The 26,784-nt window shown below is 70.6% G+C and carries 24 protein-coding genes; 7 read left to right on the forward strand and 17 right to left on the reverse strand.

The annotated features are described in order from the left end of the window. Nucleotides 1-68: 68 nt before the first annotated feature. The 3 genes from IEY82_RS25630 to IEY82_RS25640 all read right to left on the reverse strand — a co-directional run bounded on the left by IEY82_RS25630 (nt 69) and on the right by IEY82_RS25640 (nt 2,311). Nucleotides 69-983 carry a lysylphosphatidylglycerol synthase transmembrane domain-containing protein gene (locus IEY82_RS25630; RefSeq protein ID WP_225262686.1) on the reverse strand — a complete coding sequence of 305 codons (915 nt, stop codon included), beginning with the start codon at nt 981-983 and terminating at the stop codon, nt 69-71. Between the two features lie 32 nt (nt 984-1,015). Then, complete coding sequence (locus IEY82_RS25635) at nt 1,016-1,843, reverse strand: class I SAM-dependent methyltransferase (protein ID WP_225262684.1); 828 nt, start codon at nt 1,841-1,843, stop codon at nt 1,016-1,018. Nucleotides 1,844-1,918: 75 nt separating this feature from the next. Then, nucleotides 1,919-2,311 (reverse strand): hypothetical protein, encoded by a 393-nt coding sequence (locus tag IEY82_RS25640; protein WP_189126769.1) that lies wholly within the window; start codon nt 2,309-2,311, stop codon nt 1,919-1,921. A gap of 1,178 nt (nt 2,312-3,489) precedes the next feature. Here IEY82_RS25640 and IEY82_RS25645 point away from each other — a divergent pair. Then, nucleotides 3,490-4,449 (forward strand): lysylphosphatidylglycerol synthase domain-containing protein, encoded by a 960-nt coding sequence (locus IEY82_RS25645; protein ID WP_189126770.1) that lies wholly within the window; start codon nt 3,490-3,492, stop codon nt 4,447-4,449. Here IEY82_RS25645 and IEY82_RS25650 read toward each other — a convergent pair. The 3 genes from IEY82_RS25650 to IEY82_RS25660 form a co-directional block, all read right to left on the reverse strand. Next, the gene (locus IEY82_RS25650) at nt 4,350-5,411 is read right to left on the reverse strand and encodes a glycosyltransferase family 4 protein (protein WP_189126771.1); all 1,062 of its coding nucleotides are present in this window, start codon (nt 5,409-5,411) and stop codon (nt 4,350-4,352) included. The two genes, IEY82_RS25645 and IEY82_RS25650, sit on opposite strands and share 100 nt — an antisense overlap. 1 nt (nt 5,412) lies before the next feature. Then, on the reverse strand, nt 5,413-6,306 hold the full coding sequence (locus tag IEY82_RS25655) for a glycosyltransferase family 2 protein (protein ID WP_225262682.1): 894 nt from the start codon (nt 6,304-6,306) through the stop codon (nt 5,413-5,415). A 95-nt stretch (nt 6,307-6,401) separates the two neighbouring features. After that, nucleotides 6,402-8,414: a hypothetical protein gene (locus IEY82_RS25660; protein WP_189126773.1), complete on the reverse strand. Its 2,013-nt coding sequence runs from the start codon at nt 8,412-8,414 to the stop codon at nt 6,402-6,404. A gap of 85 nt (nt 8,415-8,499) precedes the next feature. On the opposite strand from IEY82_RS25660, the gene IEY82_RS25665 reads away from it, so the two are divergent. The 4 genes from IEY82_RS25665 to IEY82_RS25680 all read left to right on the forward strand — a co-directional run bounded on the left by IEY82_RS25665 (nt 8,500) and on the right by IEY82_RS25680 (nt 13,920). Further along, nucleotides 8,500-10,038 carry a hypothetical protein gene (locus IEY82_RS25665; protein ID WP_225262679.1) on the forward strand — a complete coding sequence of 513 codons (1,539 nt, stop codon included), beginning with the start codon at nt 8,500-8,502 and terminating at the stop codon, nt 10,036-10,038. A 200-nt stretch (nt 10,039-10,238) separates the two neighbouring features. After that, a complete protein-coding gene (locus IEY82_RS25670; RefSeq protein WP_189126774.1) occupies nt 10,239-11,852 on the forward strand; it encodes an LCP family protein in 1,614 nt (537 codons plus the stop codon). A gap of 275 nt (nt 11,853-12,127) precedes the next feature. After that, nucleotides 12,128-13,243 carry an acyltransferase family protein gene (locus tag IEY82_RS25675; protein WP_189126775.1) on the forward strand — a complete coding sequence of 372 codons (1,116 nt, stop codon included), beginning with the start codon at nt 12,128-12,130 and terminating at the stop codon, nt 13,241-13,243. Between the two features lie 245 nt (nt 13,244-13,488). Beyond that, nucleotides 13,489-13,920 (forward strand): hypothetical protein, encoded by a 432-nt coding sequence (locus IEY82_RS25680; RefSeq protein ID WP_308015955.1) that lies wholly within the window; start codon nt 13,489-13,491, stop codon nt 13,918-13,920. On the opposite strand, the gene IEY82_RS25685 is transcribed toward IEY82_RS25680, so the two are convergent. Both IEY82_RS25685 and IEY82_RS25690 read right to left on the reverse strand, forming a co-directional pair. After that, nucleotides 13,917-14,837 carry a hypothetical protein gene (locus IEY82_RS25685; RefSeq protein ID WP_189126776.1) on the reverse strand — a complete coding sequence of 307 codons (921 nt, stop codon included), beginning with the start codon at nt 14,835-14,837 and terminating at the stop codon, nt 13,917-13,919. The two genes, IEY82_RS25680 and IEY82_RS25685, sit on opposite strands and share 4 nt — an antisense overlap. Continuing rightward, the gene (locus tag IEY82_RS25690) at nt 14,834-15,289 is read right to left on the reverse strand and encodes an RNA polymerase sigma factor (RefSeq protein ID WP_308425870.1); all 456 of its coding nucleotides are present in this window, start codon (nt 15,287-15,289) and stop codon (nt 14,834-14,836) included. The genes IEY82_RS25685 and IEY82_RS25690 overlap by 4 nt, the downstream gene beginning before the upstream one ends. Nucleotides 15,290-15,381: 92 nt before the next feature. On the opposite strand from IEY82_RS25690, the gene IEY82_RS25695 reads away from it, so the two are divergent. After that, nucleotides 15,382-16,095 carry an acetoacetate decarboxylase family protein gene (locus IEY82_RS25695; RefSeq protein WP_189126778.1) on the forward strand — a complete coding sequence of 238 codons (714 nt, stop codon included), beginning with the start codon at nt 15,382-15,384 and terminating at the stop codon, nt 16,093-16,095. 151 nt (nt 16,096-16,246) lie between these two features. Here the strand turns inward: IEY82_RS25695 and IEY82_RS25700 are convergent, their stop codons facing one another. From IEY82_RS25700 to IEY82_RS39965, 8 genes are all read right to left on the reverse strand, one after another. Next, nucleotides 16,247-17,131, reverse strand: coding sequence for a glycosyltransferase family 2 protein (locus IEY82_RS25700; RefSeq protein ID WP_189126779.1), 885 nt, complete (start codon nt 17,129-17,131; stop codon nt 16,247-16,249). A gap of 186 nt (nt 17,132-17,317) precedes the next feature. Then, nucleotides 17,318-18,085 carry a CDP-alcohol phosphatidyltransferase family protein gene (locus IEY82_RS25705; RefSeq protein ID WP_189126780.1) on the reverse strand — a complete coding sequence of 256 codons (768 nt, stop codon included), beginning with the start codon at nt 18,083-18,085 and terminating at the stop codon, nt 17,318-17,320. Next, nucleotides 18,063-19,103, reverse strand: coding sequence for an iron-containing alcohol dehydrogenase family protein (locus IEY82_RS25710; protein WP_189126822.1), 1,041 nt, complete (start codon nt 19,101-19,103; stop codon nt 18,063-18,065). Before IEY82_RS25710 ends, IEY82_RS25705 begins: the two co-directional genes overlap by 23 nt. Nucleotides 19,104-19,130: 27 nt before the next feature. Next, complete coding sequence (locus IEY82_RS25715; protein ID WP_189126781.1) at nt 19,131-19,865, reverse strand: phosphocholine cytidylyltransferase family protein; 735 nt, start codon at nt 19,863-19,865, stop codon at nt 19,131-19,133. An 81-nt stretch (nt 19,866-19,946) separates the two neighbouring features. Then, nucleotides 19,947-21,608, reverse strand: coding sequence for a transposase (locus IEY82_RS25720; RefSeq protein ID WP_189126782.1), 1,662 nt, complete (start codon nt 21,606-21,608; stop codon nt 19,947-19,949). Beyond that, nucleotides 21,601-22,179 (reverse strand): IS607 family transposase, encoded by a 579-nt coding sequence (locus tag IEY82_RS25725; protein ID WP_189126783.1) that lies wholly within the window; start codon nt 22,177-22,179, stop codon nt 21,601-21,603. Before IEY82_RS25725 ends, IEY82_RS25720 begins: the two co-directional genes overlap by 8 nt. A 74-nt stretch (nt 22,180-22,253) precedes the next feature. Continuing rightward, nucleotides 22,254-22,877: a DUF5941 domain-containing protein gene (locus IEY82_RS39960; protein ID WP_189126784.1), complete on the reverse strand. Its 624-nt coding sequence runs from the start codon at nt 22,875-22,877 to the stop codon at nt 22,254-22,256. Further along, nucleotides 22,874-24,316, reverse strand: a complete 1,443-nt coding sequence (locus tag IEY82_RS39965; RefSeq protein WP_189126785.1) for a CDP-alcohol phosphatidyltransferase family protein — start codon at nt 24,314-24,316, stop codon at nt 22,874-22,876. Before IEY82_RS39965 ends, IEY82_RS39960 begins: the two co-directional genes overlap by 4 nt. A gap of 106 nt (nt 24,317-24,422) precedes the next feature. Between IEY82_RS39965 and IEY82_RS25740 the strand changes: the two genes are divergently transcribed. Beyond that, complete coding sequence (locus IEY82_RS25740) at nt 24,423-25,697, forward strand: bifunctional cytidylyltransferase/SDR family oxidoreductase (protein WP_189126786.1); 1,275 nt, start codon at nt 24,423-24,425, stop codon at nt 25,695-25,697. 16 nt (nt 25,698-25,713) lie between these two features. Here IEY82_RS25740 and IEY82_RS25745 read toward each other — a convergent pair whose 3' ends face one another. Then, nucleotides 25,714-26,733, reverse strand: a complete 1,020-nt coding sequence (locus IEY82_RS25745; RefSeq protein WP_189126787.1) for a glycosyltransferase family 2 protein — start codon at nt 26,731-26,733, stop codon at nt 25,714-25,716. Nucleotides 26,734-26,784 lie beyond the last annotated feature (51 nt).

Genomic DNA, 26,784 nt, shown 5'->3' on the forward strand with positions numbered 1-26,784 from the left:
AACGTGGGATCCGGCGTCCCCCTCTGGGGTTCAGCTTATGACCAGCCTCCCCCAAATCGTGGCTTAAATCACCCATGGCGGCGACGAGCCGCCATCCCCGCCAAACCAGCGCAGATCAGGTCCCCAATGATGATGACAATGCGCGAGCAGAGGGCGACGGCGATCGCCGAGCCGGCGTCGAGCACGGGTGACAGCACGGCCACCATCGCCACCTCGCGCACCCCGGCACCGGCCGGCACCACGAAGGTCATGATGCCCAGGCACCACGACAGCGCGAACGCCCCGACGGCGAAGATCAGGCCACCCTGCGGGAAGACGAAGTAGAGATGCAGCCCGTAGCAGATCCAGCCCGCCAGCGCCCAGCCGAGCGCGGTCAGCATCCCCCGCCGGGTGAGCGGGCGCTCCAGCGGCTCGCGCTTGAGCCTGCGCAGCCCGAAGCCGATCAGGCCGTTGATCACCTTGGGTTCGAGCAGCACCAGCAGCACCGGGATGAGCAGCAGCAGCCAGCCGTAGCGGTTCCAGCCGAGCGTGGCCAGCGCGACGAGCAGCCCGCTGGCCAGCTGGACCGGCATCATCAGGAAGAACGCCGCCGCGCTGCGGGATCGGGGCACGCCCAGGTCGCGCCCCATCTCCATCTGGGCGATCACCGGCCACACGGCTCCGGGGATGTACTTGCCGAGCTGGCCCACGAAGAACACCTTGGTCGCGGGGCGAAACGGCAGCGGCGAGCCGAGATCGGCCAGCAGGGTGCGCCAGGTGAGCATGGCGCCGAGCAGCGCGGCGATGACCGCGCCGAGCGAGGCGGCGACCATCGGCAGGCTGAGCCTGGCGAACCCGGCCAGCACGGCGTCCCACTGCCTCGCCACGGCCCACCCGCCGAAGCCGAGGGCGACCAGCAGGAACCCGAGGCGCAGGACCCGCCGCAGGAGCGGGCGCCGGGCCCTGGCCGGACCCGCGGGCAGGGCTTCGTGTCCGCCGCTCACGGCCGGGCGCGGCCCTGGAGGTCCGGCCGCGCTCACAGCGGGCGGACCCGCTCGGGCGGCCTGGGCAGCGCGGCGCCCGCCGGAGCGCGCGGCGTCTTGGTCGCCACCCACAGATAGGTCGGCACGAGTGGCAGCAGCAGCCGCAGCACGGCCCGCGGAGTGCGGCCGAGCACGGCCCGCGCCACCCGGCCGAGCGCGCCGGGGAACAACTCGGAGCCGGCGAAGCGGGCAGGCGTGGCGAGCACGGGGAACGTGTAGTCCCAGACGTGGAAGGCGCGCAGCATCCGGCGCAGGCCCCGGCGGGTGCGGAAGCGTTCGTAGTAGTGGTCGGCGCGACCGGAGGCGCGCACGTAGCGGTCGGCGAGCGCCGGCGGCAGGTAGGACAGGAACGGCAGCTTGTAGTGGGGCTCCATGACGCCCAGCCGGTTGCCCAGGCCCAGGTAGAGCACCCCGCGGTCGGACAGCACCCGGTGCATCTCGGCCACCACGCCGTCGGGGTCGACCACGTGCTCGTAGATGTGGTTGAACACCAGCACGTCGATCGAGCCGTCGGGGAACGGCAGCGCGGTGCCGTCGCCGCAGACGAACGCCACCCGCTCGCCGAATCGGTCGGCCGCCCGGCGCAGCCCCGGCACGTCGATGTCGATGCCGAGGGTGCGGGCCGCGCCGGCTCCGGCCAGCTCGTCGGCGATGAACCCGGCGGAGCAGCCCACGTCGCCGACGGTCAGCCCGGTGAGCGGCCCGTGGAAGTGCTCCAGGACCGCGATGATCTTCGCGGCCTTGCGCCGGCGTTTGTCCTCGTCGAGCATGGCCGACTGGAACTCGGAGTATTCGAGCTGCGCGACGCGTTCCTTACCCACGCCGCCCAACAGTACCTGCGCCGGGCGCCCCCGGCCGTCGAACCGGCCGCGGCATCGCCCGGCGCACGCCGGCCCTCACTCGGCGGTGGGCACGTTCGCCACGACGGCCCGGATCCAGCAGGCCACCATCCGGCTCAGCAGCGAGCCGGGAGCCTCCGCCACGTCCTGACCCAGGGTGACCGTACGCGTCACCTGGCCCGCGGCCACGCAGGTGGTGGTGGCCGCCCCGAGGACGATCCAGAGGTCGTAGCCGTGCGGGAGCAGCGTGACCACGAAGGCCACGTGGGTGAGCAGCACGCTGGCGAACACGATCGCCCGGGAGGCGCGCGATCTCCCGGACGACCGGCCGGCCGGGCTCCCGCCCTCGCCGGACTTACGAATCCCGCCGAACTTCCGGGCTCCGCCGAACTTCCGGGGCCTGTCGCACTTCTGGTCCCTGCCCGAGGCAGGCGTGGTCGACGCGGTCATCGTGTTGTCCTTTCCGCGAATACCGAAACGACGATGGGTGGTGGTGTATGCGTTGAGTCCAGGTGGGCACCTGACACGGCTGGTCATGGCCGTCGGCACTGGCCTGCGGAATCCCGTGGAACGCCTGTCGGCAAACAAGAACGATTCGCGGAAGTTCCTTGTAGGGAGTGTGACACCTTCGGCCCGCCTCGCGCCACATGACCGGAGCGCCGAGGATCCGCCGGTCCATGATGAAAGTCGCGTGGATGTCGGCGGACTTTCTTTCGCGCGAAGTCGCTTTCGGACCGGCCGGCTTAGGTCCGGAAATGCGAAGAGGCCTCCCGTTGCCGCGGAAGACCTCTTCATTCCGATGCCCACCTGGACTCAACAGACAGTCGCCTCGGAATCGGGAAGGGACGGCGTCGCGTCGCACAATGAGCGGCGACTCCGCCACGCCCCCTGTCCGACCACGACCACCGGGCGGCGGTCGCAAGTCGAATCACTTAATCGTACATCTCCCAACCAGCCCGAAGGGCCCAGAACAGCCCGACGAGGCCAAACCCCCTGCTAGGAGTAGGTGTCCGCCTACGGAAGGTAGGGATCTCGGCACCCACTTGACGGTTTATGCCCTAGTTTGATCCCCCCGCCCCAGACTCCAATTCCCAATAAATCACATCAAAGTACGCCGAAGCACAACAGGGCGGCACGGAGCCCGACCGTCAATCCGCACGATCGCCACCCAGATGGCTCGAAACACCACGCGAGTTTCGTCTAGATTTCAATTACCGAGCAGTTCGGGTCGATCCCGCGGAGCGCCCTCCCGATCATTACGGCAGCCCCCTGACCCGCTCCCGAAAATCAGAACCACAGCCCACCGAGAACTCTTCTCACAGACAATCGACCGGTCGGCCGATTACGCCCGGACATTGATTTATATTTCGCCGGACAGAACCGGCCACGGATTATCGATCAGGCCTCCGGGGCCACAGAAGCGGAGAAGGTAAAATTTCGCGGCCCGGCGTGTTGCCCGGCACGTGCCGCGGCGCCGGAAGGTGGCCACCGAAGTCGTTTCACTCTCCGTATTCGTAAAGCGACCATGCGTAAGTATGCGGTCCACCGGAATTCCATCGCGTCGACCCGGGATGACTTCCGAACCTGGGCCCTACCCGCCGGTAGGGGTGCGCGCGTACCCTGGGCGGATGTTTCGCCGCCTGCTGCGCGCATCGCTCGCGCTGGTCGCCCTCGGCTTCCTCGGCTACGGCCTGGCGCGCAACTGGGACGCCACCCTGGCGGCGGTCGGCGGGCTGTCGCCGTGGGCGGTGCTCGGCGCGTTCGGCGCGGTGCTGCTGGGCCAGTTCTGCATGCTCGTGGCCTGGCGTCAGGTGCTGGCCGGACTCGGCTCGCCACTGTCACTGAGAGTGACAGGCCGGATCATGTTCGTGGGCCAGCTGGGCAAGTACATCCCGGGCTCGGTCTGGGCGTACGCGGCGATGATGGAGCTCGGGCGCGACCACGGCAGCCCGCCCAGGCGGACGTTCGCCTGCATCTCGCTGGCCCTGGTGATCAACCTCGGGGTGGCCATCTCGATCGCGGCCGCGACGCTCGCCTCCCAGCAGGCCGTCCGCGAGGCCTGGTATCTCCTGCTGCTCCTGCCGTTGATCGTCGTCGGCCTGCATCCCCGGATGCTCACCTGGGGCCTCAACCTGGCGCTGCGGCTCGCCCGCAAGGAGCCGCTGGAGAGCGTGCTGCCCGGCCGCACGGTGCTGGTCGCCGTCGCGTGGACCGCCCTCGGCTGGTTCGTGTACGGCCTGCACATCTGGCTGCTCGCCGGCCGGTGGGACCTCTACGTGATCGCCACCGGGGCCTACGCCTTCGCCTGGGCCACCGGGCTGCTCTTCTTCGTGGTGCCCGCCGGGGTGGGGGTGCGCGAGGGCGCCCTCGTGCTGGTGCTCACCCCGCTCATCGGCACGCCCGCGGCGCTGGCGGTCGCCGTGGTGTCGCGGCTGGCGTTCACGCTGGCCGACGCCGTGGCCGCGGGAGTCGCGTGGCTGCTGGGCCGTCAGGCGCCCAGCAGCGCGCCCGTGTACGCCGACCAGAAGGGCTCGGGGTCGACCGCCTTGACGCCCGACCGCAACCTCTCGGGCTCACCGGAGGCGTAGAAGCGTTCGATCGCCTGGCGGAGCGCCCCGACGTCGCCCGGCTCGACCAGCAGCCCGTCGACCCCGTCGGTGACGTGGTCGGCGAGCGCGCCGACCCGGGTGGCGATCACCGGCACGCCGTGCTCGTAGCCGAGCCACACGTTCTGGCTCGCGGTCGCCTGCCGGTAGGGCAGCACCAGCGCGTCGGCCCGCGCGAACAGCTCGGGCACGTCCTCGGCGGCCACGTAGCCGGGCCGCAGCTCCACCCGGTCGGCCAGGCCCAGCTCGTCGACCAGCGCTTTCGTACCGTCGAGCCCGCCCCAGAACTCACCGGCCACGGTCAGGCCGACCCCCTCGGGCAGAGCCCGCAGCAGCAGGTCGAGCCCCTTGTAGGGGCGGACGATGCCGAAGAACAGCAGCCGGTGGTGGACCCCGGTGCCAGGGGTGGCGTGGGTGGACGGCAGGTGCGGCGGCAGCCCCGCCACGCTCACCGGCCGGGAGGTCAGCTCGCGGGCCAGCGCGGCCTGCTGCTCGGAATGGGCCAGCACGCCGTCGACCCGTTTGAGCAGCGCCTTCATCAGCGGCCGGTCGTACGGCTTGCGCTCGTGCGGCAGCACGTTGTGGCAGAGCGCGACGGTCCGCGCCCCGCGCCGCAGCCCGGCCAGGATGCCCAGGTAGGCGGGCACCTGCACCGGGCTGAGCACGGCGAGCACCACCAGGTCGGCCGACCGGAGCCGCCGACCGGCGGCGAACCACCCGTCGGGCCGGCGCCAGTCGAGCTCGCGCAGGGTCGCGGGGTAGGGCGTGCCCTCGGGCGCGGAGATCGTCTGCTGCCCGGGGTAGAGGAACGACGGATACTGCGCCCGCCACGACTCGATCACCACGTCGTGGCCCAGCGCGGCCAGCCGGTGCGCGAGCTCGGTGGTGTGCTGCGCCCCGCCCCCTTTGTACGGATAGGTGGGGCCGACGATGGCGATGCGCACGCTATTCGCCCCGCGACCGCACGATCAGGTCGGCCAGCAGGGCGACCGACCCGATCAGCATCCCGGACAGGAAGATCATCACGGTGTTGGCGGGGAAGTAGAACGGGTGCTGGATCATGTCCCAGACACCCTTGACCAGGCCGATCGCCACCAGCCACAGCGCGGGCGGCATGAGCACCTTGAGCGGGTTGAAGTACATGATCATCCGGAGCACCTGCAGGATGTAGCGGTAGGCGTCGGAGACGAAGCTGAACTTCGAGGTGCCGGCCCGCTTGGCGTAGTCGATCGGCAGGTAGAAGATGTCGTGCTGGTTGGACAGGAACGACAGCGTGATCGTCGTGACGCACGAGAACCCGGGCGGCAGCAGCCGCAGGTAGGGCCTGGCCACCGACTTGCGGAAGGCGCGCAGCCCGGAGTTGAGGTCGGGGATCTTCTGCCCGGCCAGCTTCTCGGCCACCTTGCGGATCACCCACTTGGCCGGGACCCGCAGCAGCTTGTGCGACCCCTCCTCGCTGGTGCGCGCGCCGACCACCTGGTCGATCGTCTGGTCCTTCTCCAGGATCTGCACCAGCTCGGGGATGCGCTCGTTGGGGTAGGTCATGTCGGCGTCGGTCCAGACGACGATCTCGCCCCTGGCCTCCTGGGTGCCGATCCGGCGCACGGTGCCGGAGCCGCCGTTGCGGTGGAAGGCGCGCACCCGCAGGTAGGGGAACCTGTCCGCCGCCTCCTGCAGCCGGGCCAGCGTCGCGTCGGTCGAGCAGTCGTCGACCGCGACGAGCTCGTAGGTGTAGCCGCTCGAGTCCATCGCCTTGGTGATGCGCTCGACCTCGTCGATGACGTGGTCCTGCTCGTTGTAACAGGGCAGGACGATCGTGACGTATGGCGCTTCTTCCACGGTGATTCCACTCTGAGAGGTCTCGGGCGTGTTCACGTGCGTCGAGATTACTCTGCCCGGCAGGGCCCCGAGCCCACATCACCGCCGCGCGCCGATCAGCCCACGGCCATCCAGACGTTGATCCGCAACGACCAGGTGCCGTCCGGCGGGCTGACGAGGGAGCGTTCGTCCTGGCGGGTGACCAGGCCCATCACCTGCGTGGGCGACCCGTACGCCGAGACCTGCTCCGCGTCCGCGCCCAGCACGACCGGCACCCGGCCGGCGGCCCGGACCCGGCGGATCAGCCGGTGCACCTCGGCGTCGGGCGCCGTGTCGTCGACCACCCGGCGCACCTGGGCGGACGGGAAGCCACAGGTGCCGCGCACCACCTCGGTGAAGCGCTCAGCGGTGACCCGCTCGACGATCAGGACCGAGGCGTCGGCCGGGATGCGCTCGCACAGCGCCGCCACGGCCGCCCGCTCGCCCCGCTCGACCGGGGTGAACGCGGTGCCGATCGAGGTCACGGCCGGCGGCGCCACGAGGAGCACGACGCCCAGCACGGCCACCCAGCGCCTGCCCGGCGCCAGGTCGCGCAGCAGGCCCAGCCCCCACACCGCGAGCAGGATCAGGCCGGGGATGACGACGGGGACCAGGCGGCGGGAGGCCCATGGATGGTCGGGGGTGATCTCGGGGCGCAGCAGCGTGGTGACCGTGGTGAAGCCGATGATCGCCAGGGCCGGCAGCCAGGCGAACGGCCGGCCGTCCCGCAGCAGCCGGCGCGTCAGCACGGCCGCCGCCAGCGTGGCCAGCACGATCACGGGCGCCCCGACGTACCAGGACACCCACTGCAGCGACTGCTCGAAGTAGAGCCGGGTGGCGTCGGCGGCCAGCCCGTTGTCCCGCTGGATCTGCTCGATGAACAGGCTGTTCAGCCGGTCTTCGGGCGTCGTCGGTGTACGGCGTACGGTCTGGAACCACGGGCGGGCGGCGAGGCCGGCCACGACGAGCACGACCAGCGCCGCGCCGATCTCCGGCAGCCGGCGCGGCAGCCGGATCCGCGCGAGCCACGGCGCCAGGGCGGCGCCGACGAGGGTGAGCGCCAGCACGGCGCCGCAGATCATCAGCAGCGGCCGGACCGAACGCGACAGGTAGGTCAGGTACGGCGCGGCCAGCTCGTACGCCGCGAACAGCCCCACCCCCGCTCCGGCGAGCACCCCCGCCAGCAGCGGCGCCCCGATCGCCCCCGGCGGCCGGCCGAGCCGGCGCATCCCGATGAGCAGCCCCGCGAACACCAGGACCGGCAGCACGTCACGCAGCCCGTCGATCCTGACCAGGACCGCGAGCCCGAACACCAGCCCGGCCAGCGCGCCCGCCGCCCGGCGCGGCACGGGTCCGGACATCGCGTCGTGCAGCAGCGCGATGCCGCCGAACAGCAGGATCAGCGACGGGATCTCGCTGAGCGTGGTGCGCGAGGTGTAGAGGATCGGCAGGCTCACCGCGAACACGAGCGCGGCCGGCGCCGCCCACCGCCCGCCCGCCAGCCGGGCCGTCACCCCCGCCACCAGCAGCACCGCGAACCCGCCCAGCACGGGCGGCGTCAGCAGCAACCCGCCGAGCCAGGCCCCGGCGGCGTACAGCAGCGGCGGTCCCGGCATGAACTGCGGCACCACCGAGCCGTCCACCCCGTAGAAGCCGACGCTCTCGAAGATCAGCCACGGGTCGGGCCCGCCGAACGCCTCGGCCTGGGCCGGAATCGGCAGCGAGCCGTGCCCGGCGAGCCAGACGGCGTACTGGGCGTAGGTGGCCGGGTCGCGCCGGACGATCAGCGCCTCGGCGTGCATGACCAGGTTGAAGGCCGTCGATCCGGCGGCGACGGCGACGACCGCGGCGACCTGCCGCGCGGTGGCCTCGACCACGTCGCCGAGGTGACGCAGCGCGACCACGCAGAACGCGGCGATGACCGGCAGCCCGAGCGCCAGCGCGGGCAGCGGCCGGTAGTGGCCGAGGAGCAGCAGCGCCAGCCCCGACGCCAGCCAGCCGGCCACCACGAGGGCGGGCAGCACCGAGACCACGGCGAGCACCCGGCCCGCCGATGGCCGTCGCGCCTGGTCGAGCCGGTCGGATCCCATCGGTGATCGCGAGGGTATCCAACCGGGAGGCGCGCCTGGGTGACGCGGGGCGGTGCGAAACGCGGGTACCGTACCCGAGGAGCCGGTGAAACAGGAGGTCGTGCGGGTGGTCACGGGAGAGCTCGACCCCGCCGGTGCCGGCTCCCCCGGCCCCAGGCGCCGCCCGGCCGCGGGCCCGCGCTCGTGGCTGCGGGCGCTCCCGGCGCTGCGGCGGCACCGCTGGTTCCTGGTGATCCTGGCCGCCGGCACGGCGCTGCGCGTGCTCACCATGCTGGGCTACCGCCCGGCGCTGTGGTTCCCCGACTCCTACACCTACATCGTCACCGTCTTCCGGCCGCGTCCCGACCTGGTGCGCCCGGCGGGCTACTCGGCGTTCCTCAAGCTGCTGGAGCCGTTCCACTCCTTCGCCATGGTGACCGCCGTGCAGCACCTGCTCGGGCTGGCCACCGGCGTGCTGATCTACCGGGCCGCGCGCCGGGCGCCCAGGTGGGCGGCCACGCTCGCCACCGTGCCGGTGCTGCTCGACGCCTACCAGATCGAGGTCGAGCACCTGCTCGTCTCCGACACGCTGTTCATGTTCCTGGTCGTGGCGGCCGTGACGCTGAGCCTGGCGGGCAGACGCTCGGCCGTGACAGGCCCGGCCGTGACAGGCTCGGCCGTGGCCATCGGGCTGCTGCTCGCCGCCGCCACGCTGACGCGGACGGTCGGGCAACCGCTGATCGTGGTGCTGGCGGGCTGGTTCGTGCTGCGCGGGCGGGTCGGGGGGCGGGTCGGGGGCCGGATCAGGTTCGCCGGGGTGCTGCTGGCCGCCGCGCTGGTGCCGGTGCTCGTCTACGGCGCCTGGTTCCACGCCACCTACCAGCGGGTCGGCCTGGTCGGGGCCAACGGCGCCTTCCTCTACGCCCGGACGATGTCCTTCGCCGACTGCGCGAAGATGGATCCGCCGCCGGAGCTGCGGGTGCTGTGCGATCCGCGGCCCGCCGAGCGGCGGCCGCCCTCGCAGGACTATCTCTGGGCCAAGGACTCCCCGCTGGTCGTGCTGCCCGGCATCACGTTCAGCCAGGAGACCGACGACCTGGCGGGCCGGTTCGCGGCGCTGGCCATCCGCAGCCAGCCGCTCGACTACGCGGCCTCGGTGCTGACGGAGCTCGGCCGCACCTTCGTCTGGGGCCGCCCGATCTACCCCGACCAGGAGATCTACGACTACTACGAGTTCCCGTCGGCGTCACCGCCCCCGCCGGGTCGCTGGGCCGCGCGGCTGGGCGTGGAGATGGGCCGGCGTTACGAGGCGGGCCCGATCGGCACCGAGGTGGCCGAGCCCTACGCCGGCTGGATGCGCGCCTACCAGGACGTGGCGCGCCTGCCCGGCACCGCGTTGCTGGTGATCCTGCTGGTCCCGCCCGTGGTCGCGATCGTCCGCCGGCGGCGCGTCGCGGGCCGGCCGGGTGAGCGGGCCGGCGGGTGGCGCGTCGCGGGTCCGCCCGGCTGGCTGCTGCCCTGGTCGACGGCCGTCGTCCTGCTCATCGTGCCACCGGCCGTGGCGGAGTTCGACTACAGGTACGTCCTGCCGGCCGTGCCTCTGGCGTGCCTGGCGGCCGCGCTGTGCGTGAGCCGCGCGCCGTGAGCCGCGCGCTGGCAAAAGGCAAAGATTTTGCCCTTGATATTCCACGAAATGTCCAGCTCTGAGTATGATCTGCCCTTGAAACATCACGCTCGGGTCACGGCTGATCTCCCAGTCCTGGCTGCGGGTACGCCGTACGTGACCTAGTCTCGTGGCGCAAAGAGAGACCGAGCCGGCGCGCGACGGACTGGGCGAGGGGGCGCATGAACGACTACAGGAGCGCGTCCTTGGAGGACCGCAGGACCGCCCAGACCGATCCCGGCCACCGCGGCGCCCGTCGGGCGGCGCCGCCACCTCCTCCCGAGGGCCCGCCGCCACGCCGCCACCGCGGGGGAGGCGACGGCAACGGCAAGATGCGGATCCTGGCCTGGGTGAGCATCGCGACCACCAGCCTGATGGTCGTCGGCTCCCTGACCGGCTACACGCTCTACCGCGACGCCTTCGGCGAGATCAAGCAGAAGGGCATCAAGGACGACATCATCAACCCGCGGCCTCCGGCCACCGGCGCGCTCAACGTGCTGCTGGTCGGCTCCGACACCCGGGCGGGTGAGGGCAACGCCAAATACGGCCAGGAGCTGGCCAGGACCGCCGACGCCGGCGGCAAGCGCACCGACACCATGATCCTCATGCACATCTCGCCCAACCGCGATCAGGCGAGGCTGGTCAGCTTCCCGCGCGACTCGATGGTGCAGATCCCCAGGTGCAAGAACGAGACGACCAAGCAGGAGATGCCGGCCCGCCGCGACATGATCAACTCCGCCTACAACTCAGGCGGCATCGCGTGCACCATCTCCACCCTCGAGACCCTCACCGGCATCCGCATCAACCACTTCGTCGAGGTCGACTTCAGCGGCTTCAAGAACATCGTCGACTCGCTCGGCGGCATCGAGATCTGCCTCAAGTCGGGCGTCAACGACAAGGCCTCCAAGCTCACGCTCCCCCCGGGCAAGAGCCTCCTCAACGGCGAGCAGGCACTCGGCTACGTACGGCTGCGCAAGTACGGCGACGGCAGCGACATCCAGCGCATCAAGCGCCAGCAGATCTTCCTCACCAAGGTGGTGCAGAAGGCCACCAGCAGCGACCTGCTCACCAACCCGGTCAAGCTCCCCGGCTTCGTCAAGGCCGCCGCCCAGTCGGTGACCATGGACCCCGACCTGGCCGAGGACCCCGAGCAGCTCATCCAGATCGCGCAGAGCGCCCAGAAGATGACCGCGGGCGGGGTCACGTTCACCACGATCCCCTGGATGCCCGACCCCGAGGACGCCAACCGCGTGGTCTGGAAGCAGCCCGACGCCAACGAGCTGTTCAACGCGATCAAGAGCGACACCGAGGTCGCCACCCCCGAGCCGTCGGCGAGCACCGGCAAGCCCAAGGTCGCCATCAAGCCCGAGCAGGTGCAGGTCCAGGTGCTCAACGGCACGACGACGATGGGCAAGGCCAAGGAAGTCGCCGACATGCTGAGCAAACAGGGCTTCAAGGTCACCGGAGTGGGCAACTACACGGCCGCCGACGGCCAGCCCCAGCCGACCACCCAGATCCGCTACGCGAAGCGGGCCGCGACCGGCGCCGACTACGCCAACGTGCTCGCCGGGATGGTCACCCCCAAGCCCGCGCCCACGGCGGGCAAGATCATCCCGTCCACCACCGACGCCTACGTCTCCCCGGTGCCCCTGCCCTCCGAGGGGGTTAAGGCCAAGGGCACGCCGGTGATCCAACTGATCGTCGGCGGTGACTTCAAGGCGGTCAAGGTGACCAAGCTCCCCGACAGTGTCAATAACAGCACGATCACCGCAGATCAGAAGAATGTCTGCACCTGACCTCCGGATTCCCTGTGTAACAGGGGTCTGGCGACCGAGGCGAGAGACAGGACCCGTCCGGCCGGGATAATGTAATGCGGGTCGGCGACACCTCTCGCCCGCGTCGTCAAGGGTTCTCGTCAGGCGTGGCGGTTGTCGCGTTCCCCCGGCCCCGAGCGAAGCTGAGCGACTCCGTAGTGTCTGAGACCAAGCACTCTCCCCCGGTCACGCCCCCCGCACGCCCGGAGGCCCCTGGCGAGAGCTCCGGCCCCGCCAGCACGGGAGCCAGCTGGCCGTTGCCCGAGCAGACCTTCTGGGGCGACCAGACCGATCCGCGCGGCGTGCGGCCGGGCGACACGGAGCAGGAGCGGCCCGACGCCGAGCCGGAGCCCGAGCCAGAGCCGCCCAAGCGCAAGCGCGACCCCTACCTCGACAACGTCAAGTTCATCCTGATCGCGCTGGTCGTGATCGGTCACTCGCTGGTGCCCACGCTCGGCGCCGACTCCGCCAAGACGCTCTACATCTTCGTCTACACCTTCCACATGCCGCTGTTCGTGCTCATCAGCGGCTACCTGTCACGCAACTTCTGGAACTCCAACGCGAAGACCAACAAGCTGGTCGACACGTTCCTCGTCCCCTACGTGATCGTGGAGGTCGGCTACGCCGCGCTGCGCTTCGCGCTGGGCCAGAAGTGGTCTCTCACGATCATCGACCCGGCGTGGCTCAACTGGTACCTGCTGGCACTGCTGTTCTGGCGGCTGTCCACGCCGGTGTGGAAGCGGATGAAATATCCGATCCCGGTGGCGATCGCGATCTATCTGTTCGCCGGGTTCTCACAGATCTCCGGCGACTTCAGCATGGACCGCTTCTTCGGTCTGATGCCGTTCTTCGTCATCGGGCTGGTGATGCAGCCCGAGCACTTCGAGATGCTCAACCGCCGCTGGATCAAGATCCTCTCGGCGGTGGTCCTGTTGGCCGCCGCCGCCGTGGCCGTCCTCATCGCGCCCAAGGCGAGCCTGAAGCCCTTCTACTACAAGAACAGCTACCAGGACATGGACCTGTCCTGGTGGATGGGCCTCGGCGTGCGCACCGGGCTGCTGGTCTGCGCGCTGGCCATGTGCTTCGCGGTCCTGGCGCTGATCCCCCGCAAGGAGACCTGGTACTCCGACCTCGGCACCCGCACCCTCTACTGCTATCTCCTGCACGGCGTGCCCGTGCTCATCGCCAAGGAGATGGGCTGGCTGGAGTTCCCGTGGCTGTACGGCCCGCTAGGCGTGCTGGCGATCAGCGCGAGCTGTTTCGCGCTGGCGATCGTGCTGTGCCTGCCCGAGACGCGCACGGTGTTCAAGTGGGTCCTCGAACCTCGCCTGACCTGGCTGTACCGCCGGCCCTCCAGGGAAGTTAAGCGGTAGTTCGGCCCGCGTTCACGCCCCTGACCCGCTGGCCGCTCAGCATCGGCGTATGCGGGTTTGCGTCGCCACGATCGTCCACCACCCCGAGGACGCCCGGATCATGCATCGGCAGATCGGGGCGCTGCTCGACGCAGGTCACGAGGTGACCTACGTCGCCCCGTTCACCCACTTCAACGTCACGCCCGCGATGGGCATCACCGCGATCGACGTGCCCCGCGACCCGGGATACGGCCGCGCCCGCCCTGGTGCCGGAGGCCACCGTGGTGGCGGCGGCGCCGCCCCCTCCCGGCGACACCCGGGTGGTCCACATCGGGCGCCTGTCCGCCGGACACGGCGTAGCCGAGCTGATCGAGGTGGCCGGTCGGCCCGTCCCGCACGGCGTCCGGATGGACCTGATCGGGCCCGCCGACCGCGACGTGCGCCCGGTCACCACCCCGCCGGCCGCCCCGCTGGTCGAACGGGCCGGCTGCGGGGTGGTGGTGCCCCTGGACGTGGGCGCTGTCGTACGGGCCGTGCTCGACCTGAAAGAGGATCCCGTACGGCGGGCCGAGCTCGGCGCCCGCGGCCACGCCGAGGCCCGCCTGCACCACCGCTGGCCCGACCACGCCCCGGACTTCGTCGCCCTGATGGAGACCTGGGCCGGGCTCGGCGCCCCGGTCCAGCCGCTGACCGTCTAGGGCCGTTCGACGTCGTAGGTCACGTCGGCCACCCGGACCGTGCGGACCCGCGGATCGTCGAGGAGGCGGCGCAGCTTCCCGACCGTGACCAGGTTGTCCACGTACGCGTAGGCCAGCCCGGCGTCCGCCGCCTTGCGCAGCCGATCCAGGGTCAGGTCGAAGTGGCGCAGGTTGGCGTCGTCATGGTCGCGCAGCAGTCCGGTCCAGGCCCGGAGGTTCTTCACGAAGTCCCGGGGCGTCTCGTAGCACATGCCGCTGTTCGGCAACGGAGCTCTGTCCCAGGTGGTCGTGCCCCAGGTGATGGGGATCGCCCTCGGCCGCTGCTCGTAGACGACCTTCTTCGGGCAGGCGCCGTGGTCGCGGCCGAAGCGTACGAGCTCGTCGGGCGTGAGAGGCCGGTCGAACTCGACGACCGCCAGCGCGTTGAGCCCTTCGGGCAGCCTGGCCAGCACCTTCCGGCTGCTGTCCGCCGGCTGGTTTCCGGTCCGCACGTTGGCCAGCGCGGTGCTCAGCGTGGTGTTGGCCGAGTTGCCGAGTGGCAGCCTGCCGACCCGGCCGAAGAAGTCCTGCGTGATGGTGTGGCCGGAGCCGCCGTAGCCGGTGAAGCCTCCCGCCGCTCGGATCGGGCTGCCGCTCACCGTGAACGACAACGACAACGGCGTGGCCTCGCAGCAGTGCTCGACGCTCAGGTTGTAGGCCGGGTTGTAGATCTTGAACGCGGTGCCGAGCACGTCGGTCATCCGTTGCTGCCGGTCACCGCGTTTCTGCACCAGGGCCGAGCCGAGCGTCGCCACCAGCGCGACCACGGTCAGGGCCGCCAGCACCATGGAGGTGGTCCGCACCAGGCCCCTGCGGACCGCCCGGCGGGTCCTGCGGGGGTCGAAGTCCGGCATGGGCGGCAGATCGTCTTCGGTCATCGGGAGGCTCCGTAGCTGTCGGCGAACGCGGCTCTGGCCCGCCACACCGCGGTCTTGATCGTCGAATGGCTTCTGCCGGTCATCGCGGCCACCTCCACCATCGAGAAACCGTCGAGGTAGACCAGGGTGAGCAGCCTGCGGTGCCGCTCGGGCAGCCGGTCCAGAACGTCGTGCACGTCCAGGGCCTCGACGTGCAGCGGCGGCACGCCGAGCTCGTCCGGGTCAGGCAGCGCCGGCTCGTGGCGGCTGCGCCGGACATGGTCGAGGAGGACGTTGCGCGCGATGGCCAGCAGCCAGGCGGCGGCGTTCTCACCCCGCCAGCCGAGCAGCGCCCGGGTCGCCTTGACGAAGGTCTCCTGCGCGAGGTCCTCGGCCAGGTGGGGATCGCGGGTCCGGCGTAGGAGGAACCCGCACACGAGCGGCCAGTGCTCGCGGTACAGCTCCTCGATGATGTCGCCCTCCGCGTGCTAGCGATTGTCACAACAGAACAGACGCGCACCAGGAAGGAATGGTCACAGCCCTTCCCGATTGATGTACTGGACGCATGGCATCGCATCTGATCCAGGGCCGAACGGTCAGCATGCCTGTCCGGGTGAGAGACGCCAGCGTCTGCAGCGCGATGTATCCCGTGCGCGCCGACGCCGCCAGGGCGGTGATCGCCTACTCGGGGCTGGACGTGGCCGAGTTCCTCCCCGGCAAGGCGATCTGCGCGCTGACGTTCGTCGACTACCTCGACGGCGACCTCGACACCTACCACGAGTTCGGCGTGGCGTTCCTGATCCGGCCGCCCGGCTCGACCGGCTCCCCCGGCCTGGGCGATCTGCGGCAGGCCGGGGTGTTCATTCACTGGCTCCCCGTCGACCAGCGGTTCACGCTGGAGGCGGGGCGCACCATCTGGGGCTTCCCGAAGGAGCTGGCCGACATCGAGTTGCGGCTCGACTCGCCGTACAAACGGTGCATCGTTCGCAAGGACGGTCGGCTGGTGCTCGACATGCTGCTCAAACCCGGCGTGCCGCTGATCGGGCCCGGAGCGATGATGCCGCTCGACGCCTTCACCCACCAGGAGGGGGTGACGCGCCGCGTGCCGTGGTCGGTCCAGGCACGCGGGGTGCGAGCGCGTCCGGGCGGCGCGCTGATCAGGCTCGGCAACCACCCGGTCGCCAAGGAGCTGAGCGAGCTGGGCCTGCCGAAACGCGCGCTGTTCAGCTCGACGGTCGCGCACGTCACGATGACCTTCGGCGGCGCGGAGCGCCTGTAACGGCCAGGCCGCGCAGGCCAGGCCGCGCAGGTCAGACCGCGCAGGTCAGACCGCGCAGGTCAGACCGCGCAGGTCAGACCGCGCAGGTCAAGCCGTGGCGGTCAGACCGTAGTGGTCAGGCCGTAGTGCCGTAGTGGTCGGGCCGTCGACGTCAGACGATCGGCGGGCGGCCGAGCTTGACCATGCGCCAGGCCGTGCGCCAGGCCATCGGACGGCGCTCTCCGGCGGATGTGCGGAGCCCCTCGAAGAAGCCGGTGAACCAGGCTTTGAGGGCGACACCGGAGCCACGCTCGCGAATCAGGGTGAGCACGATCCAGTCGAGCAGGTAGAGGACCGCCAGCGGCCACGGCAGGTTGCGGCGGGCCAGCCACACGCGGTTGCGGGCGTTGAGCCGGTAGAACTCCGCGTGGCGTGTCGGCGGGACCTGCGGGTGGTACATGACCGTCTCGGCGTCGTACTCGATCCGGTAGCCCTCGCCCAGCAGCCGCCAGGCCAGGTCGGTCTCCTCGTGCGCGTAGAAGAAGCGTTCGGGGAGCCCGCCGACCTGCAGGAAGGCCGAGCGCCGGATGGCCGAGGCGCCGCCGAGGAAGGTGGTGACCGGCGAGGAGCGCTGCGGGTCGCCCGCCCGCAGGCGGGGGACGTGGCGGCGCTGGCCGATGCCGCCCTCGGGATCCATCACCCGGAAGGAGATCACCGCGAGGTCGGGCTCGGTGGCGAAGCGGTCTCGAACATGCGCGACGACCTTCTGGTTGGCGTACCAGCCGTCATCGTCGAGGAACAGCACGACGTCGCCCGAGCACTCCTCGACACCGCGGTTGCGGCCGGCCGGAATGCCGGTGTTGCTGTCAAGCCGGATCGTCTTCACGGTCGCGGCCGAGCCCTCGGGTGGCGTCGCCGACACCGCGGGCACGTCGGCGCCGTTGCCTACGATCACCACTTCGACGTCGCCGTCGACCTGGTTGAGCGCGGATTCGACCGCCCGGTTCAGCTCCGCGACCCGGTTGCCCATGGTGAGGATGACGCACGAGATCTTCAACGAATCATCGTCCTGACGCGTTGAGAGCACGGGCGGAGCATTCTTTCATGATCACCGAGTCTGCTGGTCTGTCATTTCCTGGATTTGGTGGAGCTAAGCGTATCGGAACCGCTGTTGAACCCCCACCGAACAGCGGACGTCCGATCAATACGACGGACGACACGCGCTGACGGTTCCGGAAGAAGATCACGCAAGCCGCCTCGATGCCAGAATGCTCACCAGATGCAGCACCGTCTGCAGCGCCGCAGCCGCGAAACAGGCCACCAGCAACACCCTCGTGGCCAGCAGGTCGCCGGTGAAGACGTCGACCACGGCGGCCACCACCACGAGGATCGACAGCTCGACCGCCTGCACGAGACGGTGGAACTTGGTCGCCCCCACGATCCGGCGGCCGAGCGCCAGCAGCCCCGACCTCATCTGGCCCGCGGCCGACTCCGTGGCGGCCGGCATGCCCGCGCGGGCCCGGGCCACGTCGACGAGATCGGTCTCGGCCTTGATCAGGATCGCGCCCAGCGCGGTGGCCAGGCCCAGCACGGTGTACCAGTCGGGCAGCACCTCCGAGGCGCGGAAGCCGAGCCCCACCAGCAGGGCCGCCTCGCACAGGTAGTGGCCCACCCGGTCGAGGTAGACGCCGGTGATCGAGGTGCGTCCGGTCCAGCGGGCCAGCTCGCCGTCGGAGCAGTCGAGCAGCAGGTAGAGCTGGATGAGCAGGGCCGCGAGCACGGCCGCCCAGAGCCCCGGCAGCGCCACCACCACCGCGGCGGCCAGGCCGCTCACGATCATCAGCCAGGTCGCCTGGTTGGGCGAGATCGGCGTCTTGGCGAGCAGCCAGGTCAGGTAGGGCGACACCTTGCGCATGTAGAGGGAGCCCGCCCAGTGCTCACCGCTCTCACGGTCCATGGTGCCGGCGGGCTGCGCGACCCGCCGGAGCTCAGCGACCGACGGCCCGGACATAGTCCTCCACCCGATCGCGAATCTCGGTGTCGCCCATGTCTAGGTGCTCCAGGATCGTGTAACGGCCGGGACGGGTCGACGGGGCCAGCGCCACGGCCTCGGCGAACTGCGCGCTGGTCAGCCCGATGTCGGCGGGGACGACCGGCAGCCCGTGACGGCGCAGGCAGTCGGTCACCTGCGCCAGCCTGGCCGTGTCCTGCCGGAGGGAGAAGCAGAAAGCGGCACCGATGCCGGCGAGCTCGCCGTGGTTGGAGGTGCCGGGAAAGAGCTGATCCACGGCATGCAGGATCTCATGATCTCCACCACTCGCGGGCCGGGACGAGCCCGCGATCACCATCGACATGCCCGACAGGATCAGGGCTTCGGCCAGGACGATGAGGAAGGCGTCGGACTCGATGGAGTCGGCGCGGCCGATCAGCGCCTCGGCGGCGGTGCGCGCCATCGAGCAGGCCAGCCCGTCGATGGGCTCGCCGTGCTCGACGTTGCCGAGCTGCCAGTCCTCGATGGCCGACAGGTTGCTGACCACGTCGCCGATGCCCGCCCTGACCAGCACCCGGGGCGCGGATTGCACGAAGTCGAGGTCGACCAGGATCGCCAGCGGCATCGGCACGCCGAACGTGCCCTTGCCGCCTTCGTACACCAGCGAGGCGGTGGGCGAGCAGATGCCGTCGTGGGACAGGTTGGTGGCCACGGCGACCATCGGGATGCCCGCCAGCGACGCGGCGTACTTGGTCGCGTCGATGGTGCGCCCGCCGCCGACGCCCACGACCACCTCGTAGGCGCCCTTGCGCAGGTCGGCGCCGAGCGAGACGGCCGCGTCGACCGACCCGTCGGCCACCCTGAAGACCTCGGCCTCCCCCAGCGTGGGCGCGATCAGGCCCTCGATGTGGTCACCCTGGCCGGGGCCGACGGCGACCGCGACCCTGCCGGACGTCGCGACCCTGCTGTCGGCCAGCAGGGCGCCGAGCTGTGCCACCGCGCCGCGCCTGACCGACATGGTCAGGGGCGCGGGCAACATTCGCGCTAGAAGCGGCATCCCGCCTCCTCAGTAGCGGACGGCTATGGTGCGAGCCTTCGCCAGGTCGTCGTGGTTGTCCACTTCGACCCAGTCGACCTCGCCGATCGGCGCCACGTTGATGCGCGCGCCACGGTCGACCATCTCCTGGTAGCCGTCCTCGTAGTAGAGCTGAGGGTCGCGCTCGAACGTCGCCCGCAGCGCGTCGGCCAGGCCCTCGGCGGCGCCCGGCCGGATCAGGGTGGCCCCGATGTACTCGCCGTGGGCCTCGGCCGGGTCCATCAGCTTGGTGATGCGCCTGAGCGCGCCGGCGTCGTCGAGGGTCACCTTCATCTCCTCGTCGGCCAGCTTCTTGACGTCGTCGACCGCGAGCAGGATCTCGCTGGTCTCGGGGGCCGACAGGAGCGTCTTCTCGACCGAGACGGGGTGCACGGTGTCGCCGTTGACGAGCAGCGCGCCCTGCGCGAAGTAGTCGCGGGCGCACCAGAGGGAGTAGGCGTTGTTCCACTCCTCGGCCTTGTCGTTGTGCACGAGCGTGAGCTTGACGCCGTGCCGCCGCTCCAGCTCCTCCTTGCGGTCGTGTACGGCCTGCGCCGCGTAGCCGATCACGACCACGACCTCGCGCAGGTCGACCGCGGCGAGGTTGCGCAGCGAGATGTCCATGATCGTCGTCTCACCGTCGACCGGCACGAGCGCCTTGGGCAGCGTGTCGGTGTAGGGCCGCAGACGTCTTCCGGCTCCAGCGGCCAGCACCATTCCCAGCAACGTGCACTCCTCAGTCGAACATGACTACGTAGGGCCAAAGGTTAGTTGGCTTTGACCCCTCCGCGGGTAATCAAACCGTTCCTAATCAATGATCAGGAGTGGGTCTTGGACCCACGTCCCGGCATTGCGCGCATCCCGAACGGTCTTGGACGCGCTGGTCTCCCGCGTTCCTCGTGTGGTCCCCGTTCGGGTACGTGCATCATGTGCACGCTCCGTGACGGGTGGGCGGGTTTCCTCACGTCCTCGGATACCTGGCCCGGCCTGGACGGTCCGATGCCCCACACGATCGCTCTGGCCGGGTGGGGGCGGTGCCGTCCGTCGCCGGATCGGGTGCCCGAGGGCGCGTCGCCCGATCGCGATACCGGCGGCATCGTGACGGGACATTGTGCGGCGCGGGGAGACCAGCGGCTTTTGCCAGTGCCGGCCTCCCCACTGAGAGGTGTAGGCGGGATCGACCGCGACGATGGACAGACCCGCCTCGGCGGCCATCGAGATCAACCGGGCCTTGAGCTTGCCGGTGGGCATGCCGGAGATCAACTGGCGGAACCGCTTCTTACGGCCGTGCTTCTCGCGGGTCTTGGCGGCGGTGAAGTCGAGGTCTTCAATCGCGATGGCGGCCACGCCACAGCTCTTGGCCCAGTGCAGGAGTCGGGTGATGGCGTGCCGGATCTGCGCGTCACGGTGATCGGCCGGCCCGGACAGGTCGTAGGAGAACCGGTGTGGTTCACCGACCGGGTTGCCGTGCCGGTCGAGCCGGTAGGCGGCAAAGTGATCGGCGTTGGTATCGACACCGATCATGCCGTTCGCGCGGGCGGTCTCCAGCGGGACGGTCGTGACGACCGGGCGTTGCCAGGATGCGGTCAGGTACCAGCGTCCACGTTCCACGTCGAGGTGGATGCGGTAGGCCACGGCCCGGTTGCTGTCGATCCTGTCGCGCCACTCGTGTCCTCGATGCGCGAAGGCGACCTTGGAGGCGAGGATGTACCGGCCGTGCTCGCTGTTGGCCAGGTGCGCCAGCGGGGCTGGGAGCTTGATGGAGACTTCGCCGTCCGGGGTGAGGCGGATCGTCTCGTTGCCGAAGCGTTTGCCTGACTCTCCATCGGCGGCGAGGAACCAGCGCTCGGCTTCCCACCGCTGCCGCCACTCATGCTCGGTGAGCTGGGCTTTGCCGAGGTTGTGGCGGGCGCCCAGGAGTCGCCTGCCGCCGCGCACCACATGCACGCGCCCATCTTCGCGATCGGTGCGGGCCCTGTCGAGGCGGTGCCGAAGGATGTGCAGGCGACGGGACTTGTGGAACCACTCGCCCTTCGAGCGGTAGCCGCCCGCAGCCCGTTTGGTGCCCTTGTCCCCGAGCGGCTGCGACAGCCGGTGCATCAGCATGCGCACACCGGCTTCGAGGGTTTCGATGTGGGCGAGCTGGCAACGGCGCGACAGAGCCCACTGATCGTGCGTGGCCTTCGTGATCGACCCGGCCCATCGGGACGAAGACTCGCAGGTCAGCCGCTGCTTACGGGCCGCCCATTTCTCCGGGCTGTGATCGCTTCCGTCCGCGCAGCGTACCTTGAGGTCCAGCGACGCCAGAGTGCCCAGGTGATCACCGATCAGCCGCAACACCTTGTCGTCCTCGATCGTGAGGTTCTTGAGACGGTCGCGTATCGCCACACCGGACGGGCCGAGGGCGACGAACGGCGCATCGATGGCGCGCGGTTGCTCCTTCTTCCTCTTCTTCGGCGTCTCACTCATCGGCAGCCGCCGCTTTCAGGGCCTTCCTCGCCCGGTTCTTCGCCGAGCGGCGACCGTACAGGCGGGCGCAGAACGAGGTCAGCACCTCGACCATGTCCCGCACGAGGTCGTCTTCGACTTCACCGTCATCCAGGACGACAAGACGACGACCAGCGGCCTCCAGCGCGGCTTCAACGAGTTCGGTGTTCATCCGGCCCAGCCGGTCACGATGCTCGACCACCACGGTCGTCACCTTCGCATCGGCCAGCAGACGACGGGCCTTCATGCGCCCGCCGTTCATACCGGACGCGATCTCGGACTCGACACGGACGACCGTGTGCCCCGCCTTCGCCGCCCACTGCGACAGCCGGGCGACCTGGCGTTCCAGGTCCGCCTTCTGATCGTGGGAGGAGACGCGGGCGTACAGACCCACGCCGCCGGTCACCGGCGGTGAGGTGTTCGCGTCGATGTTGACCAGGATCGTGCGTGGCCCCACTCGCTCCGCGGGAACCGGCAACGTGCCCTCACGGAACCAGCGGTACGCGGTGCGAGGAGCGATTCCCTGCGCTCGCGCCCATTCCGTCAGGTTCACAAGACAAGACGCTACACCACCCTTGAACAGTAATGGTCACTAACAAACACTCAATCAGCAGCAGTTGCCAGCCCCTAGTCTGGCGCGACCGGTGGGGTGGCTTCCACCCTGGAGCGGGGCGCGGCGAGCCAGCAGGTGAGGCTCTCCCAGCCGAACAACGCCCACAGGTAGACCGCGAGCAGCACGAACCCGCCGGTCATGAAGCCGACGACGGCGGTCAGTGAGATCACCAGCATCCGGCCGTCCCAGCCGAGCGCCGCCGTCGACAGCCACGGCGGCGGATAGACGTGTTGGCGCAGCCGGTAGACCAGATCGTAGTGATGGAAGGCCAGCGCGCCGAGCAGCAGGAAGATCAACGCGGGATGCACGTCGTGGGCGAAGCCGCAGGCCGCGATGAACGAGTATTCGATCATCCGCAGGATCGGTGGCACCAGCCAGTCGAACCGGCCGTCGTGCGGATGGGAGCTGCCCGGTCCGGCCAGCAGGAGCGTCACGAGCGGCGCGAAGAACGCGATGCCGTCGGACCCGGCCACGCCGAGCAGCAGCAGCACGCCGGTGACGAACGTCCCGGCGATCACCGGCGGAAGCGGCGGCAACTGGCCCGCCACGAGCAGGCCCATGCCGCGCGAGAGCGGTCCGTCGTCGCGGTAGGCGACGACCTTGCTGTCGGGAACCGGCGTCATGTGCACCGTGATCATCGGGCCGACCTCGCAATCCGGCCGGCGAGCTGGTAGGCCGCCGCCACCCCGCCCCACCCCAGCAGGGCCAGGAACGTCACGCGGGCGTTGAACACCGCCGCGGTGATCGCGATCAGCGCCATCCGCTCCCCGATCGGCAACACGATCATTCGTTTGGCCCAGCGGGTGATCGACTCGCGTTCCATCCGCTGGGCCAGCCGCAGCACGCCCTGCCTCGGCACGTTGTGGCGGGCCGCGTCGGCCGGCTCCAGCAGCGAGCGCGCCGGCTTGGCCCACAGCGCGCCGACCCGTCTCGCGTCGGCCAGCGCCCCGCCGTACGAGAAGTCGACGGAGTGGCGTACGACCTGGAGGATCATCGCGGCGGCTGCGAGGTACCAGATGCCGTCGGGCCCGCCAGGGCCGGACGGCACACCGGCGGCGTAGCCGAAGGCCAGGCCGACATAGACGATGTACTCCTTCAGCCGGTCGGCCATGCCGTCGGCCCACGCGCCGAGCGGCGAGAAGGTGCGGGTGTAGCGGGCCAGCTGGCCGTCGAGGCAGTCGAGCACGAACGACAGGTAGAGCAGCACCGCCCCGCAGATCTGCGCGGTGCGGTCGCCCGCCGAGAACCACACCGCCGACAGCACGGCCAGCGCGACCGAGATGCCGGTGACGGAGTTGGGCGTGAGCTTGAGCCGGGCGGCGGGCCGCACCAGGTGGCGCGACCAGGACGAGACGAAGTAGGTGGCGAAGAAGCCGTCGCGGGACTTGATCGCGCCGTCGAGCCGGACCTCGGCCTCGTCCACCTCGGCCAGCCGTTCGATCGCCGCCTCGGCGGAGGACTGGCCGGTGACGCGGTCGGCGTGCAGGGGCCCGAGCCGGACGGCGCGCACCCGCACGCCGGACCGCACCAGGCCGACCAGCAGCAGGTCGATCGCCTCGACCGTGGTGACGGGCCCGAGTTTGCCCGCCTCGGCCAGGTCGGCCAGCTCCTCGGCCAGGTCGGCCAGCGTGGCGAGATCGGTCTCGCTCACCTGGAGCACGCCCCGGAACGTGGCGTTGGCCTCGGGAACCGTGTGGAAGGAGCTTCCCGAGGCGCCGACCACGCCGTTGTCGTCGCGGACGGGCGGCCGCAACGGGCCCTCGACGGTGTCATGGGAGATCAGCGCCATCGTGGCCCGAGACGGGTCCTCCACCAGCGACGCGAGAGCCTCGGTGTGCGCCACCAGGTCGGCCGGCAGCACGACGACAGCGCCCTCCGCGCTCCTCACGATCTTGGCGACGCCGCGCAGGTCGGCGCCGAGCCCGTCGCCGGGCGAGAGCACGTGGACGTCACGGACTGGAAGCGTGGCGAGCTGGTCGTTGATCCGGTCGAGCAGGGTGCCGTCGCCGCAGGGAAGCCGGCCGGCCGGGGTCGTGGCGAGCAGCACCACCGAGGTGGTCGCGCTGGCACGCGTCATGGAATCAGTCAAAAGCGCAGGTCCTCCCGGTCGCGAGGGAGTGCGTGGACACAGCGTAGCGACAGGGCGACGCGATAACACGGAACCGGGCCGTTACGCTCGCCGTATGAATTCCCGGTTGTCCACTGTGGGCGTGATTCTGGCGGGCGGTGTCGGCCGGCGTGTCGGGCGCGGCACGCCCAAGCAGCTCATCCCGATCGCCGGACGATCCATCCTGGAGCACACCCTGGCCGTGTTCGACGGCTCGCCCGAGATCGACGAGATCGTGGTGCTGATGACGCCCGGCTACGCCGACCAGGTGCGGGAGATCGTGGAGCGCCGCGGTTTCGGCAAGGTCGGCCAGATCGTCGACGGTGGCGAGAGCCGCACGGAGAGCACCTGGCGGGCGTTGCGAGCGATCGGCCACCGGGAGTGCGACGTGCTCCTGCACGACGCTGTACGCCCTCTCCTGGAGCCCCGGATCATCACGGCGTGTGTCCGGGCCCTCCAGACCCACACGGCCGTGGAGGTGGCCATCCCGAGCTCCGACACGATCCTGGTGGCCGCTCCGGGGCCCGGCGGCGAGATCATCGGCGACGTCCTTGACAGGTCGCTGTTGAGGCGTGCCCAGACCCCGCAGTGCTTCCGGCTGTCGGTCATTCGCGAGGCCTACGAGCGGGCCCTCGCCGACCCCGAGTTCGAGCGGCGGCCCGCCACCGACGACTGCGGCGTGGTGCTGCGCTACCTGCCGGACGTGCCGATCCACCTCGTGCCGGGCAGCGAGCGCAACATGAAGGTCACCCACCCCGACGACCTGCACCTCGCCGAGCGGCTCTTCCACCTGGCCGACGCGGGCGTGCCCGCGCCGGGGCCGGCGGGCCGGCGGGCCGGCCTGGACGGCGCGACCGTGGTCGTCTTCGGCCCCGGGCGCGACCTGGCGCTCCTGGCCGAGCAGGAGGGGGCTCGGACGCGCGTGTTCGCCGGGGAGGTGCGCGTCGAGGACCACGACGCGGTCGTCAAGGCGCTGGCCTCGGTGGGGCGGGTCGACCACGTGGTCTACGCGCCGGAGGTCCCGCACCTGGGCGGGCTCGCCGACGCCGCCGACGAGACCCTGCGGACCGGCTACCTGGGCCCGGTCAACGTGGCCCGGGCCGCCCATCCCCACCTGCGCGAGACGCGGGGCGGGCTGCTGATCGGCACCCACGGCCACACCGAAGGCGGGGCCGCCCACAGCCTCCGCTCCTCGGCCCGGGCCGCGGTCGCCGACCTGACCCGGGCCCTGGCCGCCGAGTGGGCCGGCGAGGGGGTGCGGGTCAACTGCGTCGACCCCGGGGCGCCGGCTCAGACCTGGCTCGACATCCTGGTGTCCGGGCTCACCGGGCGGGTGCCGGGCGGCGCCTGACGGACGCCGCCCGGCCTCACGAACCCGGTGGGCGGGCGAGCTTGCGCGGGCTGGTCAGGAAGCCCCAGCCCCAGGAGATGTGCATGGTGGCGTACACGAGGGGGAGCCTGAGCTTGACCGCCGCCGGATGCCCGCTGCTGGTCAGGGCCGAGCCCGCGAGGATGGCCAGCGCGTAGCCGCCCGGGACGATCAGCGACAGCGGGAAGAACGGCGCGACGACCAGGCCGAGCGCCATCGCCACCACCGCCGCCGGCGGCGCGAGGTAGCGCAGGTTGATCGTGCCCTCGTGGGTGCGTGAGACCACGTGCCGCCAGCGTCCGTAGTGGAAGTACTGCTTGGCCAGTGCCTTCACGGTGGGCCGGGGCCGGTAGGAGACCCGCATCCGCGGCTGGAACCACACGAGCCCGCCGGTCTTGCGGATGCGGTGGTTCATCTCCCAGTCCTGGGCCCGCTGGAAGTGCTCGTCGTAGCCGCCGACCCGGTCGAGGGCCGTGCGGCGGAACACCCCCAGGTAGACCGTGTCGGCCGGGCCGGCCGTGCCGCCCACGTGGAAGGCCGCCGCGCCGACGCCGATCTTGGACGTCATGGCGCACGCCACGGCCTTCTCGAAGGCGGTGACGCCCTCGGCGGCCATCACGCCGCCCACGTTGTCGGCGCCGGTCTCCTCCAACGTCTCGACCGCGACGCGCAGGTAGTCGGAGGGCAGCATGGCGTGCCCGTCGACCCTGGCGATGATGCCGTTGCGGGAGGCGGCGATCGCGGCGTTGAGCGCGTTGGGGGTGCGGCCCGTAGGGTTGGGCACCACGACGACCCGGCGGTCGGCCTGGGAGATGGCCTCGGCGACCTCCTGGGTGCGGTCTTGTGAGGGCCCCACGGCGAGGACGACCTCGATCTCGCCGGGATAGCTCTGGGCGAGGACCTGGGACACGGCCTCGCGTAGGTGCCGCTCCTCGTTGAGGACCGGCATGACGACGGAGATGGGTGGCCAGCTACGTGTCTCCGCTGGCGCGTGCGGCGAGTCGGGGAACTGCTTCATGGCGGGGCTCACGCTACTGTACGACCAGGGGAGGAGGGCAATCGAAGGCCC

The sequence above is a fragment of the Nonomuraea cavernae genome (assembly GCF_014646355.1).
Classification (GTDB): domain Bacteria; phylum Actinomycetota; class Actinomycetes; order Streptosporangiales; family Streptosporangiaceae; genus Nonomuraea; species Nonomuraea cavernae.

What these genes read in the sequence shown, in the direction of transcription:
- IEY82_RS25640 (WP_189126769.1), bottom strand. Translation starts at nt 2,311, where the DNA reads ATGACCGCGTCGACCACGCCTGCCTCGGGCAGGGACCAGAAGTGCGAC.
- IEY82_RS25645 (WP_189126770.1), top strand. Translation starts at nt 3,490, where the DNA reads ATGTTTCGCCGCCTGCTGCGCGCATCGCTCGCGCTGGTCGCCCTCGGC.
- IEY82_RS25660 (WP_189126773.1), bottom strand. Translation starts at nt 8,414, where the DNA reads ATGGGATCCGACCGGCTCGACCAGGCGCGACGGCCATCGGCGGGCCGG.
- IEY82_RS25670 (WP_189126774.1), top strand. Translation starts at nt 10,239, where the DNA reads ATGAACGACTACAGGAGCGCGTCCTTGGAGGACCGCAGGACCGCCCAG.
- IEY82_RS25685 (WP_189126776.1), bottom strand. Translation starts at nt 14,837, where the DNA reads ATGACCGAAGACGATCTGCCGCCCATGCCGGACTTCGACCCCCGCAGG.
- IEY82_RS25695 (WP_189126778.1), top strand. Translation starts at nt 15,382, where the DNA reads ATGGCATCGCATCTGATCCAGGGCCGAACGGTCAGCATGCCTGTCCGG.
- IEY82_RS25705 (WP_189126780.1), bottom strand. Translation starts at nt 18,085, where the DNA reads ATGTCCGGGCCGTCGGTCGCTGAGCTCCGGCGGGTCGCGCAGCCCGCC.
- IEY82_RS25710 (WP_189126822.1), bottom strand. Translation starts at nt 19,103, where the DNA reads ATGTTGCCCGCGCCCCTGACCATGTCGGTCAGGCGCGGCGCGGTGGCA.
- IEY82_RS25720 (WP_189126782.1), bottom strand. Translation starts at nt 21,608, where the DNA reads ATGAGTGAGACGCCGAAGAAGAGGAAGAAGGAGCAACCGCGCGCCATC.
- IEY82_RS39960 (WP_189126784.1), bottom strand. Translation starts at nt 22,877, where the DNA reads ATGATCACGGTGCACATGACGCCGGTTCCCGACAGCAAGGTCGTCGCC.
- IEY82_RS39965 (WP_189126785.1), bottom strand. Translation starts at nt 24,316, where the DNA reads ATGACGCGTGCCAGCGCGACCACCTCGGTGGTGCTGCTCGCCACGACC.
- IEY82_RS25740 (WP_189126786.1), top strand. Translation starts at nt 24,423, where the DNA reads ATGAATTCCCGGTTGTCCACTGTGGGCGTGATTCTGGCGGGCGGTGTC.
- IEY82_RS25745 (WP_189126787.1), bottom strand. Translation starts at nt 26,733, where the DNA reads ATGAAGCAGTTCCCCGACTCGCCGCACGCGCCAGCGGAGACACGTAGC.